The organism is Streptomyces antimicrobicus (assembly GCF_020532625.1).
GTDB classification, from domain to species: Bacteria; Actinomycetota; Actinomycetes; order Streptomycetales; family Streptomycetaceae; genus Streptomyces; species Streptomyces antimicrobicus.
The window spans coordinates 15,439-30,626 of record NZ_JAJAUY010000025.1; the positions used below are offsets into that span (position 1 = coordinate 15,439).

The following is a 15,188-nucleotide window of genomic DNA, read 5'->3' on the forward strand; positions in this document are numbered from 1 at the left end:
AGTTGCGGCACACTGGTGTAGACCACTTGTGGCGCGATCGCAGTCACCCGCCCGCAGGGCAGGCAGCTGCTGATCGTCATCATTCGGCAGACGCCGGACCCGCGCTCGCGAAGATGGGCCAACCGTGGGTTAACGTGGCGAAGCGGACCCGCGTGCGCACCGTCGCACTCAGGCACTCAGGGAGAACACATGGCCACCAAGGCTGAGAAGATCGTCGCCGCGCTCGGCGGCCTCGACAACATCGAGGAGATCGAGGGCTGCATCACCCGCCTCCGCACCGAGGTGAACGACCCCGAGCTCGTCGACGAGGCAGCCCTGAAGGCCGCCGGCGCCCACGGCGTCGTCAAGATGGGCACCGCCGTCCAGGTCGTCATCGGCACCGACGCCGACCCCATCGCCGCCGAGATCGAGGACATGATGTGAGCTGAGCCCTCCCGGCTCACCCACGCCCACGCGGCCCACGAGACCCCGTACCGGACCCGGCACGGGGTCTTCGCCCACCCGCACAGCGACTAGGCTCGGAACCATGTCTCGCATCGACGGCCGCACGCCCGAACAGCTCCGCCCGGTCACCATCGAACGCGGATGGAGCAAGCACGCAGAGGGCTCCGTCCTCATCTCCTTCGGCGACACCAAGGTCTTCTGCACCGCCTCCTTCACCGAAGGCGTCCCCCGCTGGCGCAAGGGCAGCGGCGAAGGCTGGGTCACCTCCGAGTACTCGATGCTGCCCCGCTCCACCAACACCCGCGGCGACCGCGAATCCGTCCGCGGCAAGATCGGCGGACGCACCCACGAGATCTCCCGCCTGATCGGCCGCTCCCTGCGCGCCGTCATCGACTACAAGGCCCTCGGCGAGAACACCATCGTCCTCGACTGCGACGTCCTCCAGGCCGACGGCGGCACCCGCACCGCCGCCATCACCGGCGCCTACGTCGCCCTCGCCGACGCCGTCGCCTGGGGCCAGTCCAAGAAGCTCATCAAGGCCGGCCGCAAGCCCCTCACCGGCACCGTCGCCGCCGTCAGCGTCGGCATCGTCGACGGCGTCCCCCTCCTCGACCTCTGCTACGAGGAGGACGTCCGCGCCGAGACCGACATGAACGTCGTCTGCACCGGCGACGGCCGCTTCGTCGAGGTCCAGGGCACCGCCGAGGGCGAGCCCTTCGACCGCAAGGAACTCAACGCCCTGCTCGACCTCGCCGCCGGCGGCTGCGCCGACCTCGAAGCCATCCAGCGCCACGCCCTCGGCCTCTGACCCACCGGCCACGGCCCGCCCCGCGCAACCACCGGGGCGTACGACGGCGTCCTTCCGGGTACGGGCGCACGCAGCAGTACACTCGCGCGCCCGTCCACGCCGCCGTCACCAAGGGGGACCCGAACCGATGCCCAAGCACCACCGCCGCCTAGCCGCCGTCGCCCTCGCCGCCGCACTGACGCTGCCCGCCCTCACCGCCTGCGGCGCGATCAGCACGGCACTGGACTGCGCCAACACCGCCGTCACCATCACCGAAGGCGTGGCCGACCTCCAGCAGGCCGTCTCCAACGCCGGCAACAGCCCCCAGGACGCGCAGAACGCCCTCAACAAGATCGACCAGAACCTCAAGAAGATCGGCGACCAGACCGACAACGCCGACCTCAAGAAGGCGCTGGACTCGATGAACCAGGCCGTCAAGAACGTCCGCACCGCCATCGAGCAGGGCAACCCCACCCCCGACGTCAAGCCGGTCGCCGACGCCGCCGCCGAACTCTCCAAGGTCTGCACCCCCTGAGCCGGGCGGGCCGAGCGGCGCGACGGGCGCGGGCGGTCGGAGCCGGGCGGCCGGAGCCAGGCGGCCGGAGCCGGGCGGCCCCGACGGGGCCCGGACCCGCCGGGGATAATCGGGGACCATGACCCGCCTGATCCTGGCGACCCGCAACGCGGGCAAAGTCGCCGAACTCCGCGCCATCCTGTCCGACGCCGGCCTGCCCCACGAGCTGGTCGGCGCGGACGCGTACCCCGAGATCCCGGACGTCAAGGAGACGGGCGTCACCTTCGCCGAGAACGCCCTGCTCAAGGCGCACGCCCTGGCCCGGGCCACCGGGCTGCCGGCCGTTGCCGACGACTCCGGCCTGTGCGTCGACGTGCTGGGCGGCGCCCCCGGCATCTTCTCCGCCCGCTGGGCCGGCACCCACGGCGACGACAAGGCCAACCTGGACCTGCTGCTCGCCCAGCTCTCCGACATCGCCCCCGAGCACCGCGGCGCCCACTTCTTCTGCGCCGCCGCCCTGGCCCTGCCCGACGGCACCGAACGCGTGGTCGAGGGCCGCCTCCTGGGCCGCCTCCGCCACACCCCGGCCGGCTCGGGCGGCTTCGGCTACGACCCGATCCTCCAGCCGGAGGGCGAGACCCGCACCTGCGCCGAACTGACCCCGGCCGAGAAGAACGCCATCTCCCACCGCGGCAAGGCCTTCCGCGCCCTGGTCCCGGTGGTCCGCGAACTGCTGGGCTGAGGCCGCGCACACGAACGGCCTGCGCATCGAGTCTTCGATTCGCAGGCCGTTTCGGTGCGGCGGAAGGGATTCGAACCCTCAAGCCGTTTCACGGGCCACAGATCCTAAGTCTGCTGCGTCGCCATTGCGCCACCGCCGCTTACCGCCTCGCCATGATAGCGGCAGGCGGCCGGGCCGGAGCGGCAAGATCACGAAGCCTGGCCCCGGCGACCTCCTCGGCACCAGGTGGCGGTGAGGGCATGGCAGTTGGGGCACAGCAGCCGCAGATTCTGCCGGCGGTCGTCGGTGCGGTCGCCGTTGATGTGATCGACCTCCAGCGTCATGGGGCGGCCCAGCCAGCGAGGTGGCACCCCGCATCTGTCGCAGCGGTCCGGGACGCCGACGTCCCGCAGCGCGCGACGCAGCAGGCGCGTCGAGGTGCGCCCGCCGCCGTGCTTCACGAGGATGTCCTGCGCGGGCCTCGTGGGCCGCGTGCCGGGCCCGCCGCGCTGATGGGCCTGGCCCACGAAATGCGCCGTCGGGATCCCGTCCTCCTGCACCCAGCGCTTGAGCGCCGCATGCTGGCTGCCGGACACCGGGATGCCCAGGCGCCTCAAGGCCTCCGACACCGAGCGGGAGGCGGCGACCGCGGCGCGGAGGGTCTCGCGTTCGGGCTTCTCCCGACGTGGCCGCGGCACTAGCGACGCCCCCTCGCCCGGCCCCGGTACGTGTCCGTGGTCGAGTGGCAGTTGGGGCACAGGAAGCGAAGGTTCTCGCGGCGGTTGTCGCGCCAGTTGCCGTCGATGTGGTCGACCTCCAAGGGGAGCGGCTCTCCGAGCCAGAAGGCCCCCGTGCCGCAGCCGGCGCAGCGCTCCTCGACCCCGCTCTCCAGCAGCGCCCGGCGCAGACGGGAGTTGGGCACCCGCAACGCGTGGGTCGAGCGGTCCTCGCGCAGGATCTCGTCAGCGGATCGACGGCGGCGGTTGTCCCGCATCCGGTCGGTCCACGCGGGTGGCTTGAAGTGGGAGGTGTCTATGCCGAAGGCCTTCACCCTGCCGCTGATGTGGGTGTGATGGCCCCCGACCACGTCCAGCCCCAGCCGCCGCAGCACCTCGCACATCGTCGTCGAGGCCGCCACCGCCTCGGCCAGGACGTCCCGGGTCCACTTCACGCCCTCCCTCTCGAAGTGGGACGTATCGACCCCGAGCTGCTTCATCCGGGAGCGGATGTAGTCCCGCGACCCGGTCCGCGGATCCAGCCCCAGTCTCTCCACCGCCTCACTCAACGTCCGCGACGCCGTCGCCGCCTCCGTCAGCCGTTCCTTCGTGTACGGACTCGCCGGCATTCCGCCCCCCTCCACTCCCGCCGCCGTGCGTGCGTGCGGTCCTCGCATGGAGTAACGAACCGATAGTCGGACGGTGACGGGAAAAACCGCCCGATAAACGGAACGGCCCGCACCGCCGAGGGTGCGGGCCGTTCCTGGGAAGGGCGGGGAGAGGGGTCGGGGCAGGGTCAGATGCCCAGGTCCTTGAGGATCTTGGCGACGTGGCCGGTGGCCTTGACGTTGTACAGGGCCCGCTCGACCTTGCCCTCGGCGTCGACGACGACCGTGGAGCGGATGACGCCCGTCACCACCTTGCCGTACAGCTTCTTCTCGCCGTACGCGCCGTACGCCTCCAGGACCTTCTTCTCCGGGTCGCTGACCAGGGTGACCTTGAGGTTCTCCTTCTCGCGGAACTTGGCCAGCTTCTCCGGGGCGTCCGGCGAGACGCCGATGACGTCGTAGCCGGCCGTGGCCAGCAGGTCCAGGTTGTCCGTGAAGTCGCAGGCCTGCTTGGTGCAGCCCGGCGTCAGGGCGGACGGGTAGAAGTACACGATCACCTTGCGGCCCTTGTGGTCGGCGAGCGAGACCTCGTTGCCGTCCGCGTCGGGCAGGGTGAAGGCGGGGGCGGTGTCGCCCGGCTGGAGTCGCTCGCTCATGTCTCACAGTCTCCTCGGGAGGGGATCGGTACGGCACGAGACTAAGCTGACAGACTGTTCATGGCGGACAACGCCCTAGACGACGACCACGACGACGGAGGCAGCGCGGTGCCGGAAGCCAGGACCCCTGCGCAGATCGAGGCGGACATCGTCCGCCGCCGCGAGCAGCTCGCCGAGACGCTCGACGAGATCGGCGTGCGGATGCATCCGAGGACGATCATCGGGGACGCCAGGGCGCGGGTCGCGTCCACCGTGGACCACACCGCCGGCCGGGCCTTCGCCACCGTGAACCGCCTGGTCACCGATGTGACGGCCGGTTTCCGGGGGGACGACGGCGCGCCGCGTCCGGAGCGGATCGTGCCGGTGGCGCTGGTGGCCGTGGGCGTCGTCGGGCTGCTGGTGCTGTCCGCGCGGCGCAAGCGCTGATGCCGGGCCTCGCGCTCGCGGCGCGGCACGGGGCAGGTAGGTTCGAGTCGTGAGCGAGAACACCACCCACGACAAGCTGCCCATCCGTATGCTGCACGACCGCGTGCTCGTGCGTTCCGACTCGCCCGAGGGGGAGCGCCGTACCGGCGGCGGCATCCTCATCCCGGCGACCGCGGCCGTCGGCAAGCGGCTGGCCTGGGCCGAGGTCGTCGCGGTCGGGCAGAACGTGCGGACCGTGGAGCCGGGCGACCGGGTGCTGTACGACCCGGAGGACCGGGCCGAGGTCGAGGTGCGGGGTGTGGCGTACGTGCTGATGCGCGAGCGCGACCTGCACGCGGTGGCCGCGGAGCGGTTGGAAGGGTCGAAGGATTCGACCGGGCTGTACCTCTGACGGGACGCACTTGTGACGGCGGCCGAGGGGCTGGTGATCGTGGTCACCGGCCCCTCGGCCGTTCCTTTGTTACCGTGGTGGGGAACCCCGACGAGACGCGCCGTACCGGGTAGGACAAGACGACGCACCCTGTTCTTTCTCGTCGAAGGGTGTCGTCATGGCGTGGGTCCTGCTTCTGCTCGCCGGTCTGCTCGAGGTGGGCTGGTCGATCGGCATGAAGTTCACCGAGGGCTTCACCCGGCTCTGGCCGTCGGTGTTCACCGGTGCCGGCATCGTGGCCAGCATGGTGCTGCTGTCGTTCGCCGCCAAGTCCTTGCCGATCGGTACGGCGTACGGCGTGTGGGTCGGGATCGGCGCGGCCGGTGCGGCGGTGTTGGGGATGGTGGTCCTCGGTGAGCCGGTGACCGCCGCGCGGATCTTCTTCATCTGTCTGCTGCTGGTGGCCGTGGTGGGGCTGAAGGCCACTTCCGGTCACTGAGCGGGCGCGGCGCGGCTCATGGCCCGGGTGCCGGCCCGCCTTCGGGGGCGCCGCCCTGCGTGGCGCCGCCTTGTGCGGTGCCGCCTTGTCCGGTGCCGCCTTGTGCGGTGCCGCCGACGGTCGGGCCGGCGTTCGTCTGTCCGCCCTCCGTCCGGCCGTCGTCGGTCCGGCCGCCGTCGGTCGGTGTGCCGCCGGTGGTGCGGCCGCCGTCGGTGGGGGTGCCGCCCGTGGTGCGGCCGCCGTCGGTGGGGGTGCCGGTGGTCCGGCCGCCGTCCGTGCGGCCTCCGTCGGTGCGGCCGCCGTCGTCGCGGCCGCCGTCCGTGCGGCCGTCCTCGGTCGGGCGGCCCGGTGGGCGGCCGGTCGGGGGCTGCTCCTCGGGCGGTGGGGGCGGCAGCCGGCCCGCGCCGGGTTGGAGGTCGAGCTCGAAGTCGAGCGGGTCGCTGCCGGCGAGGGCCGCCTTGGTGTACGCCGCCCAGATCCGGGCCGGGTAGCCGCCGCCGTTGATGCGGGGCTCGCCCAGGGCGTCGTAGAGCGACTCCAGGTTCCCGGTGTCGGGGTCCTGCCCCATCATCGCGACGACGGTGACGAGGTCGGGGGTGTAGCCGGCGAACCACGCAGACCGGTCCAGTTCGCCGGTGCCGGTCTTGCCGGCCGCCGGGCGTCCGGCGGCCAGTGCGGCGGTGCCGGTGCCGTTGTCGACCACGCTGATCAGCATGGAGGTGGTGGTGTCGGCGGCCTCTCGGCTGACGGCCTGGCGCGGGGTGCGGTCGGGCAGCGCGATGGTGTCGTCCCCCTTGGTGATCTTCTCGACCAGGGTGTAGGGGGTGTGGCGGCCGTGGTCGGCGAGGGTGGCGTAGGCCTGGGCCATGTCGAGCACGCTGGCCTGCATCGTGCCGAGTGCCATCGCGGGGCCGGTGTCGAAGTTGGGGGTGGCCTCGGGGATGCCGAGGGCGACGGCGGTCTGCTTGACCTTGTCGGTGCCGACGTCGACGACCATCTGGGCGAAGACGGTGTTGACGGAGAGGTCGGTGGCGGTGCGGACGGTGATGTTGCCGTAGGACCGGCCGTCCTCGTTCTCGGGGGCGTAGGGGACGCGGCTGCCGACGACGGGGCGCCGGTTGTCCCCGTTGTAGTAGGTGTGGGGGGTGATCCGCCGGCCGTCCTGGGTGCGGGAGTCGTGGTCGACGGCGGCGGCGAAGACGAACGGTTTGAAGGTGGAGGCCACCTGGTAGTCGTGGCGGGTGGCGTTGTTGACGTACTGCTTGGTGTAGTCGATGCCGCCGTAGAGGGCGACGACCTTGCCGGTGAGCGGGTCGATGGAGGCGCCGCCGGCGCGTACGACGCGGTCGGCCTTGCGGGTCTCGGGGTCGAGTCGGGAGACGAGTGTGTCCTGGACGGCGGTCACGAAGGCGTTCTGGCGGCGTTTGTCGAGGGTGGTGGTGACGACGTAGCCGCCTTCGGCGAGGGTCTTCTCGTCGATGATGCCGTGTTCGGTGATGTAGTCCTTGACGGCCTCGACGAGGTAGCCGCGCTGGCCCGACAGTCCGGCGGCGGGGCGGATCCGGCCGGGTTCGGGGAACGTGGTGGCGGCCCGTTCCTGGGGGGTGAGCCACTTCTTCTTGACCATGCCGTCGAGGACGTAGTTCCAGCGGGCGAGTGCCCGGGCGCGGCCCTGGGGGTGGGCGACGACGTCGAAGGCGCTGGGGGAGTTGAGGAGGGTGGCGAGGTAGGCGCCCTCGGCGGTGGTGAGTCGGCCGGCGTCCTTGCCGTAGTAGGCCTGGGAGGCGGCCTGGACGCCGTAGGCGTTGCGGCCGAAGTAGCTGGTGTTGAGGTAGCCCTCCAGGATGTACTGCTTGGACTTCTCGCGGCCGAGTTTGATGGCGATGAAGAACTCCTTGACCTTGCGGCTGATGGTCTGCTCCTGGCCGAGGTAGTAGTTCTTCACGTACTGCTGGGTGATGGTGGAGCCGGACTGGGTGCCTTTGCCGGTGGCGGTGTTCCAGGCGGCGCGCACCATGGCCTGGGGGTCCACGGCCGGTTCGGACCAGAAGTCGCGGTCCTCGGCGGCGAGTACGGCCTCCTGGACGGTCAGGGGGACCTGGGAGAGCGGGATGTTGACGCGGTTGACCTCGCCGTCGCGGGCGAGGAGGGAGCCGTCGGAGTAGAGGTAGAGGTTGGACTGGGCGGTGGCGGCGGCGTTGGCGGGCGGGATGTCCACGACGAGGTAGCCGGCGACCAGGGCCCCGCCGAGGAGCAGCGCGAACAGCAGGACGGTGCCGAGGACGGCGCGCCAGCCGGGGACGAACCGGCGCCAGCCGGTGCGGCGGCGGGCGTTCGCCTCTGCGTCCGTGTCTGCCCGGCCGCGGGCGCCGGGTTTGCCGCCGTCGCCCGCCGGGGAGGTCGGACGGGGTGCCGGGCCGCCCGTGGCGCCCGCCCCCGCCGGAGTGTCCGGGTCACGAGGGGCCCAGCCCGGTGGGGGTGACTGGTCGCTCATCTCCAGGGCTCCTCGACGCCGTGCGAAATATCCGGGTATGTACGTCATGGTGTCTACCCGATGGGGGGTCGATCCGTGCCGGACGGGCGTAATTCGGTCGCGTGGATCGCCCCTCCGCACTAAGCTCGCGCGGCTCGGGCCGACGCTGGGAAACGACGGAGGAGGGAGTCAGGGTGCGCCTGCACGTGCCCCTCTGGTGCGCCGTGGCCGCGGGTGGCTTCCGGCGGTACGCCACCTACACGACGGCGACGGCGGCCGGGGTGTTCACCAACACCGTCTTCGGCTTCGTCATCGCGTACACCTACATCGCGCTGTGGGAGGAGCGGCCCGGTCTCGGGGGCTACGACCAGGCGCAGGCGCTGACGTTCGTGTGGGTCAGCCAGGCGCTGCTGGCCACGTCCGGTCTGATGGGCGGCGGTTTCCACGAGGAGCTCCAGCAGCGGGTGCGTACCGGGGACATCGCCGTGGACCTCTACCGGCCCGCCGACCTGCAGTTGTGGTGGCTGTTCACCGATCTGGGGCGCGCCGCCTTCCAGTTGCTGGGGCGGGGGGTGGTACCGCTCGCGGTGGGGGCGCTCGCGTTCGAGCTGGCGCTGCCGGGTGATCCCGTGCGCTGGCTGCTGTTCCTGCTGTCGGTGCTGCTCGGCGCGGTGGTGAGCTTCGCGATCCGCTACCTGCTCGGGCTGGCGGCGTTCTGGCTGCTGGACGGGTCGGGCGTCAACCTGATCGCCACCGTCGTCGCGATCTTCTTCTCCGGGATGCTGCTGCCGCTGAGCGTCTTCCCGGGCGCTTTCGGGGAGTTCGTCCGGCTGCTGCCGTGGGCGGCGATGCTCCAGGTGCCGCTGGACGTGCTGATGGGCACGCAAGGGGCGGGCGGTGCGGGTCTGGTGCGGGCGCTGGGCTTCCAGCTCGCCTGGGCGCTGACCCTGTTGGGGCTGGGGCGGCTGGCGCAGTCGGCGGCCACGCGGAAGGTGGTGGTCCAGGGTGGCTGATCCGAGGACGTCGGTGGGTGCGGGTGGGCCCGCGGGGGTGGGAGTGGCCCCGGGTGCGGCTGAGGGGTCGGCTGCCGGGGCGGGGTCGGGTGCGGGTGCGGGGTCGGGGGCCGGGGCGGCGGACCGGCCCGGGGGCCGGGGAGCGGGGCCGCGCAGCCGGGCCCTGGACGGCCTGCGCGGGTACGGCCTGATCGCGATGATGTGGATCCGCGCCACGATGACGTACCGGACCTCCTTCGCCCTGATGCTCGTGGGCAACATGGCGATCACCGGCCTGGACTTCGTGGCGATCTACCTGATGTTCCGGCACGTGGACGTGCTCGGCGGCTTCACGCTGCCGGAGATCGCCCTGCTGTACGGCCTGTGCTCGACCTCGTTCGGGCTGACCGACCTGCTGATGGGCAACACCGACCGGCTGGGGGCGCGGGTGCGGGACGGTTCCCTGGACACCATGCTGGTGCGGCCCGTCCCGGTGCTCGCGCAGGTGGCGGCGGACCGGTTCGCCCTGCGCCGGCTGGGGCGGGTGGTGCAGGGGCTGGCGGTGCTGGTGTGGGCGCTGTCGGTGCTGGACGTGGCCTGGACGCCGGGACGGGTGCTGCTGGTGCCGATGACGGTGCTGGCGGGGACGGCGATCTTCAGCGCGGTGATGGTGGCGGGGGCGGCGTTCCAGTTCGTCGCCGGGGACGCGGCCGAGGTGCAGAACTCGTTCACCTACGGCGGCAACACCATGCTCCAGTACCCGCCGACGATCTTCGCGAAGGACCTGCTGCGGGCGGTGACCTTCGTCCTGCCGCTGGCCTTCGTCAACTGGGTGCCGGCCCTGTACCTGCTGGGCCGGCCCGATCCGCTGGGCCTGCCGGGCTGGGCGGCGTACGCGGGGCCGCTGGTGGGCTTCGCGGTGTTCGTGCCGGCGTCGCTGGCCTGGCGCGCGGGCGTGCGGTCGTACCGGAGCACGGGGAGCTGACGGCGTGGACGGGACCGGGGACGCGGCGGGGGACGTGACGGGGGGCATGGAGGGGGACATGACGGAGGACGTGGCGGGGGACATGGCGAGTGACCGGGGCTTTGGGGAGACGGGCCGTGCGCACACCGGCCGTGGGGGCACCGGCCGTGGGGGCACCGGCCGTGCGGGCACCGGCGGTGGGGGCAAGGCGCTGATCGAGGTGGACGGCGTACGGAAGGTGTTCGAGGTCCGGCGCCGGACCGGCCTGATGCGCCGGGAGAAACGCGAGGTCAGGGCGGTGGACGGCATCTCGTTCACGGTGCCGCGCGGGGAGATGGTCGGCTACATCGGCCCGAACGGCGCCGGCAAGTCCACGACCATCAAGATGCTGACGGGCATCCTCACCCCGAGCGCGGGCCGCCTGCGCATCGCGGGCATCGACCCGGCCCGGCAGCGGACCCGCCTGGCGCACCGGATCGGGGTGGTCTTCGGGCAGCGCACGACGCTGTGGTGGGACCTGCCGCTGAAGGACAGCTACGGGCTGATGCGCCGGATGTACCGGATTCCCGAGGACCGCTTCCGCCGCAACCTGCGGCGCTGCGTGGACGAGCTCGACCTGGGCGACCTGCTCGACGTACCGGTACGCCAGCTGTCGCTCGGGCAGCGGATGCGCGGCGACATCGCGGCGGCGCTGCTGCACGATCCGGACGTGCTGTACCTGGACGAGCCGACGATCGGGCTGGACGTGGTGAGCAAGGTGAAGGTGCGGCGGTTCCTGCGGGAGCTGAACGCCGAGCTCGGTACGACGGTGCTGCTCACCACGCACGACCTCCAGGACATCGAGCAGCTGTGCGAGCGGGTGATGGTGATCGACCACGGCCGGCTGATGTACGACGGGCCGCTGGCCGGGCTGCACTCCGTGGGGGAGAGCGAGCGGACCCTCGTGGTCGACCTGGAACGGGAACATCCGCCGATCGAGCTGCCGGGGACGCGGACGGTGAAGGTGGAGGGCCCACGGCAGTGGCTGGCCTTCCCGGCGACGGCCTCGGCGGCGCCGCTGGTGGCGGAGGTGGCGCGGCGGTACCCGCTGGTCGACCTGTCGGTGCGGGAGCCGGACATCGAGGACGTGATCGCCAGGATGTACGCGGGGCGATGACGTCCGGCGACGGCCTGCATAGGGTGGGACGCATGAGTGACGAGCGGCCGGAGAAGCCGTTGCCGGAGCAGCAGTTGCCGCAGGACCCGCTGCGGAAGGGGCCGGGGCCGGAGGGTCCGGCGGCGGCCGCGGGAGCGGCATCGCCGGGTCCGGTGCCGCTGCCGGAGCTGAGGGCTTCGGACGCCGACCGCGACCGCGTAGCGGAGCGCCTGCGGGACGCCCTCGCCGAGGGCCGGCTCGACATGGCGGAGTTCGAGGAGCGGCTGGAGGCGACGTACGCCTCCCGTACGTACGCCGAGCTGGAGCCGCTGACCCGCGACCTGCCGGCGGTGGCCGGCCCCGGCCTGCCCGCCGCCGCGCACCCGCTCGCCGCGACCCCGGCGCCCGGCCCGGGCACCTCGTGGCCGGCCCGTATCGGCGGCGCCGGGACCTCGTCCGCGGGCGTGGCGGTCATGTCCGGCTTCCAGCGCAAGGGGCACTGGACGGTGCCGGCGCGGTTCCAGGCGGTGGCGTTCTGGGGCGGCGGCGAGATCGACCTGCGCGAGGCGCGGTTCGAGCAGCGCGAGGTCGAGATCAACTGCGTCGCGATCATGGGCGGCATCGAGATCGTCGTACCGCCGGGCGTGGAGGTCGACGTACGCGGCTTCGGCTTCATGGGCGCCTTCGACCAGCGCGACCACCCGCTGCCACCGGAGCCGGGGGCCCCGCGCGTGGTGGTGACCGGCTTCGCCTTCTGGGGCGGGGTGGAGGTCAAGGTCAAGGCCCGGAAGACGCTGGGCGGGGGCGGGGGCGGGGGCGGTGGCGGCGGTGGCGGCGTCGGCGGTCTCGGTGGTGACGGGCTGCGCAAGGAGCTGTGAGGAGCGTGAGGAACCGCCGGGACCGGTGAGGAACCGCAAGGAGGAACCGCCGGCACCGGTGAGGAACCGCAAGGAGGACGGTCCGACACGAGCCGACGCCCGGACGGGGGAACTCCCGGCGCTCCCCGGGAGTCGGATGCTATGCAGGCGAACGACGCGCGTCGCGCGCGCAGGACGCACGACGGGTGCTGCGCACGCGGGACGGACGAGGCGCGTCGCGTCCGCAGGACGAACGACATGCATGGCGTGAGCAGGACGAGCGGCTGAGCAAGCTGCCGAGGAGGGCTCCCGGGCAGGCTGCCGGGCCCTGGAAAGGCAGGACGGGAGTGCCTGACACATTCGTGTTCAGCGCGGCCGACGAGGAGCGCCGCCGCGGCGTGCGCCGCATGAAGGCCACGGCCACCGGCCTGCTGGTGCTGGTCGCGCTGGTGTACGTCGTGGCCACCTGGGCCGGGCACGGCTCCGACGGCGGCTGGGCCGGCTACGTGGCCGCCGCGGCCGAGGCCGGCATGGTCGGCGCGCTCGCCGACTGGTTCGCCGTCACGGCGCTCTTCCGGCGCCCCCTGGGTCTGCCCATCCCGCACACGGCGATCATCCCGACGAAGAAGGACCAGCTCGGGGTGTCGCTGGGCGAGTTCGTCGGGGAGAACTTCCTCTCCGCGGACGTCGTCCGCGCCCGGCTCCACGCGCTGGGCATCGGCGGCCGGCTGGGCGCCTGGCTGGCCGAGCCGGCGCACGCCGAGCGCGTCACGGCCGAGCTCGCCACGGCGCTGCGCGGGGCGCTGACGGTGCTGCGCGACTCCGACGTCCAGGCGGTCGTCGGCGAGGCGATCACACGTCGGGCGAACGCCGTGGAGATCGCGCCGGGCATCGGCAAGACCCTGGAACGGGTCGTCGCGGACGGCGGCCACCACCGGGCCGTGGACCTCGTCTGCGCCAAGGTCCACGACTGGCTCGTCACGCACGCCGACTCCATCTCGGAGGCCGTCCAGGGCGGCGCGCCCGGCTGGACTCCGCGCTTCGTGGACCGCAGGGTGGGCGAGCGCGTGTACAAGGAACTGCTGCGTTTCGTGACGGAGATGCGGGACATGCCGCAGCACCCGGCCCGCGGCGCGGTGGACCGCTTCCTGAGCGACTTCGCGGCGGACCTGCAGTCGGACACGGACACGCGGCAGCGGGTGGAGCGGCTGAAGTCGGACATACTGGCGCGCGACGAGATCCAGGACGTGATCGCGTCGACCTGGTCCGCGATCCGTACGATGATCATTTCCGCGGCGGAGGACGAGCAGAGCGAACTCCGCCGCCGCGTCCGCGTCTCCCTGACCTCCCTGGGCACCCGCCTGGCCACGGACGACCGCCTCCAGGCGAAGGTGGAGGGCTGGATCGAGGGAGCGGCGGCCTACGTCGTCACGACGTACCGCGCCGAGGTCACGTCCTTGATCACGGAGACGGTCGCCGGCTGGGACGCCGAACACACCTCCCGCAAGATCGAGGCCCACATCGGCCGCGACCTGCAGTTCATCCGCATCAACGGCACGGTGGTGGGAGCCCTGGCAGGCCTGTTGATCTACACGGTCTCGCGGGGCCTCGGGGGGTAGGCCGCGGGCCCGGGCGGGGCGGGCGAGGACAGGCGGCGCGGCGGTCAGCGGGGCCTCCGCCCCCGCCGTGGACGGACCCCGGCAACCCCGGCCCGGAGGCGGCACGCCGCCGACAACGGAGGACCACGGGACCGGGCGGGCCGGGCCGGGTCAGGTCAGGCTGGGTCGGGCTGGGTCGGGTCAGGTCGGGCTGGGTCGGGCTGGGTCGGGTCAGGTCGGGCTGGGTCGGGCTGGGTCGGCGCGCGCGGTGGCGGAAACCGTAGGCGGAGAAGGCACACCGACGCGGCTGGTCAGGGCGTGGTCGAGCCGGTCCCGGCCCGAGGCCCCCCGCACCGACCAGCCGACGGCCCGAAGCCCCGGAACGCGGACCGGGGCCGCCCCGGTCCGGGGCGGCTCGGCCGCCCGGCCACCGGGCAGGGCCCGACCGCGCAGGAGCCCACCGTGAGGAACCTGGCCGCGCAAGAGGCCACCCCGACGGAGGGGGCCACGCACGCATAGAGGCGGTGCCGAGCAACGGGCCGCTGGCCGCTGGCCGCTCGGGAGCTGCCTACGAAATGGGCCCGGTCGCCCGCACCGGAGCCGCCACGCAGCCCAGACCTGGCACAGCCAGACGCCCCGCCCCACGCAGACGCGGCCCTCGGAGACGCCGGGCCCGGGAGGGGCCGGCCTACGCAGACCCGCCTACGCAGAGCCGGGCCGACGCAGAGCCCGTCATACCGAGACGCGGAAACGCCTGGCACTCGCGTAGAGGCCAGGTAGCGGCCAGGCACCCGCAGAGGGGCGGGCACACGGAGACACCTCACCCACGCGCAGTGGCCGGCATACGGAGAGGCCTGGCACGCGCAGATGCCGGGCGCGCGGAGATGCCGGGCGCGCGGAGATGCCGGGCACCCGCACACACGCCTGGCACGCGGAGATGCCCGGCGCCCGCACACACCTGGCACACCGGCGGGCGGGACCACCCCGGCCCCGCCGGGAAGAGTCAGCCCCGGTCGGCCACGGCCCAGGTGGTGGCCGCCACCACGGAGGCCGCCGTGAACACTGCCGGCCAGGCCCCGATCTTCTTGGCCAGGGGGTGCGCACCCGCGAAGCCGGCCACGTACAGCGCACTCAGCGCCGCCGTCGCAGGCACTCCCGCCCGCCGGTGCCACTCACGGCCCGCCGCCGCGCCCGCCGCAGCCAGCACCACCCCGCCCAGCGGCCGCTTCCGCGTCCACCGCGCGACCGCGTAGCCGCCGACCAGCCCCGCCGCGGCGACAGCCGCCGTAGGTACCTGCTTCATCCTCGTCCAACCTCCCGGTGCCAGATCATCCGTACGTTCCATGCCTTCACGCCGCCGCACCTCCGTGCGCCGACGCCCTCACGCTCGCAGCTCTCAGCCCGACCGCGCGTGCGATCGAGGCTAAC

Annotated in this window: 17 protein-coding genes, 1 tRNA gene and 1 riboswitch; of the genes, 12 read left to right on the forward strand and 6 right to left on the reverse strand. The window is 72.8% G+C overall.

The genetic code is table 11. The features are described 5' to 3' along the window. Positions 1 to 81: 81 nt before the first annotated feature. From LG632_RS09525 to rdgB, 4 genes are all read left to right on the forward strand, one after another. Entirely contained in the window at positions 82 to 423 is a 342-nt protein-coding gene (locus tag LG632_RS09525; RefSeq protein WP_308108174.1) for a PTS sugar transporter subunit IIB, read from the forward strand. Between the two features lie 103 nt (positions 424 to 526). Further along, positions 527 to 1,252, forward strand: a complete 726-nt coding sequence (gene rph / locus LG632_RS09530) for a ribonuclease PH (protein ID WP_226726465.1) — start codon at positions 527 to 529, stop codon at positions 1,250 to 1,252. A 127-nt stretch (positions 1,253 to 1,379) separates the two neighbouring features. Further along, positions 1,380 to 1,766, forward strand: a complete 387-nt coding sequence (locus LG632_RS09535; RefSeq protein ID WP_226726466.1) for a hypothetical protein — start codon at positions 1,380 to 1,382, stop codon at positions 1,764 to 1,766. 118 nt (positions 1,767 to 1,884) lie between these two features. Beyond that, positions 1,885 to 2,487, forward strand: coding sequence for an RdgB/HAM1 family non-canonical purine NTP pyrophosphatase (gene rdgB, locus LG632_RS09540; protein WP_226726467.1), 603 nt, complete (start codon positions 1,885 to 1,887; stop codon positions 2,485 to 2,487). Between the two features lie 55 nt (positions 2,488 to 2,542). Here rdgB and LG632_RS09545 read toward each other — a convergent pair. From LG632_RS09545 to bcp, 4 genes are all read right to left on the reverse strand, one after another. Continuing rightward, positions 2,543 to 2,626 (reverse strand) — tRNA-Leu (locus LG632_RS09545). 49 nt (positions 2,627 to 2,675) lie between these two features. Beyond that, on the reverse strand, positions 2,676 to 3,164 hold the full coding sequence (locus LG632_RS09550) for an HNH endonuclease signature motif containing protein (protein WP_308108169.1): 489 nt from the start codon (positions 3,162 to 3,164) through the stop codon (positions 2,676 to 2,678). Then, complete coding sequence (locus LG632_RS09555; RefSeq protein WP_226726468.1) at positions 3,164 to 3,811, reverse strand: HNH endonuclease signature motif containing protein; 648 nt, start codon at positions 3,809 to 3,811, stop codon at positions 3,164 to 3,166. Before LG632_RS09555 ends, LG632_RS09550 begins: the two co-directional genes overlap by 1 nt. Positions 3,812 to 3,978: 167 nt before the next feature. Next, on the reverse strand, positions 3,979 to 4,446 hold the full coding sequence (gene bcp, locus LG632_RS09560) for a thioredoxin-dependent thiol peroxidase (protein WP_226726469.1): 468 nt from the start codon (positions 4,444 to 4,446) through the stop codon (positions 3,979 to 3,981). Positions 4,447 to 4,554: 108 nt separating this feature from the next. Between bcp and LG632_RS09565 the strand changes: the two genes are divergently transcribed. The 3 genes from LG632_RS09565 (at position 4,555) to LG632_RS09575 (ending at position 5,741) form a co-directional block, all read left to right on the forward strand. Further along, entirely contained in the window at positions 4,555 to 4,872 is a 318-nt protein-coding gene (locus tag LG632_RS09565) for a DUF3618 domain-containing protein (RefSeq protein ID WP_226726494.1), read from the forward strand. 49 nt (positions 4,873 to 4,921) lie between these two features. Further along, positions 4,922 to 5,263 carry a GroES family chaperonin gene (locus LG632_RS09570; protein ID WP_226726470.1) on the forward strand — a complete coding sequence of 114 codons (342 nt, stop codon included), beginning with the start codon at positions 4,922 to 4,924 and terminating at the stop codon, positions 5,261 to 5,263. A gap of 57 nt (positions 5,264 to 5,320) precedes the next feature. Further along, a riboswitch (guanidine-III (ykkC-III) riboswitch) is annotated at positions 5,321 to 5,392 on the forward strand. 28 nt (positions 5,393 to 5,420) lie between these two features. Then, the gene (locus tag LG632_RS09575) at positions 5,421 to 5,741 is read left to right on the forward strand and encodes a DMT family transporter (protein WP_226726471.1); all 321 of its coding nucleotides are present in this window, start codon (positions 5,421 to 5,423) and stop codon (positions 5,739 to 5,741) included. 16 nt (positions 5,742 to 5,757) lie between these two features. Here LG632_RS09575 and LG632_RS09580 read toward each other — a convergent pair whose 3' ends face one another. Beyond that, the gene (locus LG632_RS09580) at positions 5,758 to 8,235 is read right to left on the reverse strand and encodes a transglycosylase domain-containing protein (RefSeq protein ID WP_226726472.1); all 2,478 of its coding nucleotides are present in this window, start codon (positions 8,233 to 8,235) and stop codon (positions 5,758 to 5,760) included. Positions 8,236 to 8,408: 173 nt separating this feature from the next. On the opposite strand from LG632_RS09580, the gene LG632_RS09585 reads away from it, so the two are divergent. The 5 genes from LG632_RS09585 to LG632_RS09605 all read left to right on the forward strand — a co-directional run bounded on the left by LG632_RS09585 (position 8,409) and on the right by LG632_RS09605 (position 13,781). Beyond that, positions 8,409 to 9,227 carry an ABC transporter permease gene (locus LG632_RS09585; protein WP_374203436.1) on the forward strand — a complete coding sequence of 273 codons (819 nt, stop codon included), beginning with the start codon at positions 8,409 to 8,411 and terminating at the stop codon, positions 9,225 to 9,227. Positions 9,228 to 9,390: 163 nt separating this feature from the next. Beyond that, a complete protein-coding gene (locus tag LG632_RS09590; RefSeq protein WP_226726496.1) occupies positions 9,391 to 10,191 on the forward strand; it encodes an ABC transporter permease in 801 nt (266 codons plus the stop codon). Between the two features lie 82 nt (positions 10,192 to 10,273). Beyond that, a complete protein-coding gene (locus LG632_RS09595) occupies positions 10,274 to 11,326 on the forward strand; it encodes an ABC transporter ATP-binding protein (protein WP_374203438.1) in 1,053 nt (350 codons plus the stop codon). A 32-nt stretch (positions 11,327 to 11,358) separates the two neighbouring features. After that, positions 11,359 to 12,183, forward strand: a complete 825-nt coding sequence (locus LG632_RS09600; protein WP_226726474.1) for a DUF1707 SHOCT-like domain-containing protein — start codon at positions 11,359 to 11,361, stop codon at positions 12,181 to 12,183. A 263-nt stretch (positions 12,184 to 12,446) separates the two neighbouring features. Further along, positions 12,447 to 13,781 (forward strand): DUF445 domain-containing protein, encoded by a 1,335-nt coding sequence (locus tag LG632_RS09605; protein WP_374203439.1) that lies wholly within the window; start codon positions 12,447 to 12,449, stop codon positions 13,779 to 13,781. 982 nt (positions 13,782 to 14,763) lie between these two features. On the opposite strand, the gene LG632_RS09610 is transcribed toward LG632_RS09605, so the two are convergent. After that, on the reverse strand, positions 14,764 to 15,063 hold the full coding sequence (locus LG632_RS09610) for a hypothetical protein (RefSeq protein WP_226726475.1): 300 nt from the start codon (positions 15,061 to 15,063) through the stop codon (positions 14,764 to 14,766). Positions 15,064 to 15,188: the final 125 nt, after the last annotated feature.

What these genes read in the sequence shown, in the direction of transcription:
- LG632_RS09595 (WP_374203438.1), top strand. Translation starts at nt 10,274, where the DNA reads ATGGCGAGTGACCGGGGCTTTGGGGAGACGGGCCGTGCGCACACCGGC.
- LG632_RS09555 (WP_226726468.1), bottom strand. Translation starts at nt 3,811, where the DNA reads ATGCCGGCGAGTCCGTACACGAAGGAACGGCTGACGGAGGCGGCGACG.
- rdgB (WP_226726467.1), top strand. Translation starts at nt 1,885, where the DNA reads ATGACCCGCCTGATCCTGGCGACCCGCAACGCGGGCAAAGTCGCCGAA.
- rph (WP_226726465.1), top strand. Translation starts at nt 527, where the DNA reads ATGTCTCGCATCGACGGCCGCACGCCCGAACAGCTCCGCCCGGTCACC.
- bcp (WP_226726469.1), bottom strand. Translation starts at nt 4,446, where the DNA reads ATGAGCGAGCGACTCCAGCCGGGCGACACCGCCCCCGCCTTCACCCTG.
- LG632_RS09580 (WP_226726472.1), bottom strand. Translation starts at nt 8,235, where the DNA reads ATGAGCGACCAGTCACCCCCACCGGGCTGGGCCCCTCGTGACCCGGAC.
- LG632_RS09575 (WP_226726471.1), top strand. Translation starts at nt 5,421, where the DNA reads ATGGCGTGGGTCCTGCTTCTGCTCGCCGGTCTGCTCGAGGTGGGCTGG.
- LG632_RS09610 (WP_226726475.1), bottom strand. Translation starts at nt 15,063, where the DNA reads ATGAAGCAGGTACCTACGGCGGCTGTCGCCGCGGCGGGGCTGGTCGGC.
- LG632_RS09600 (WP_226726474.1), top strand. Translation starts at nt 11,359, where the DNA reads ATGAGTGACGAGCGGCCGGAGAAGCCGTTGCCGGAGCAGCAGTTGCCG.
- LG632_RS09535 (WP_226726466.1), top strand. Translation starts at nt 1,380, where the DNA reads ATGCCCAAGCACCACCGCCGCCTAGCCGCCGTCGCCCTCGCCGCCGCA.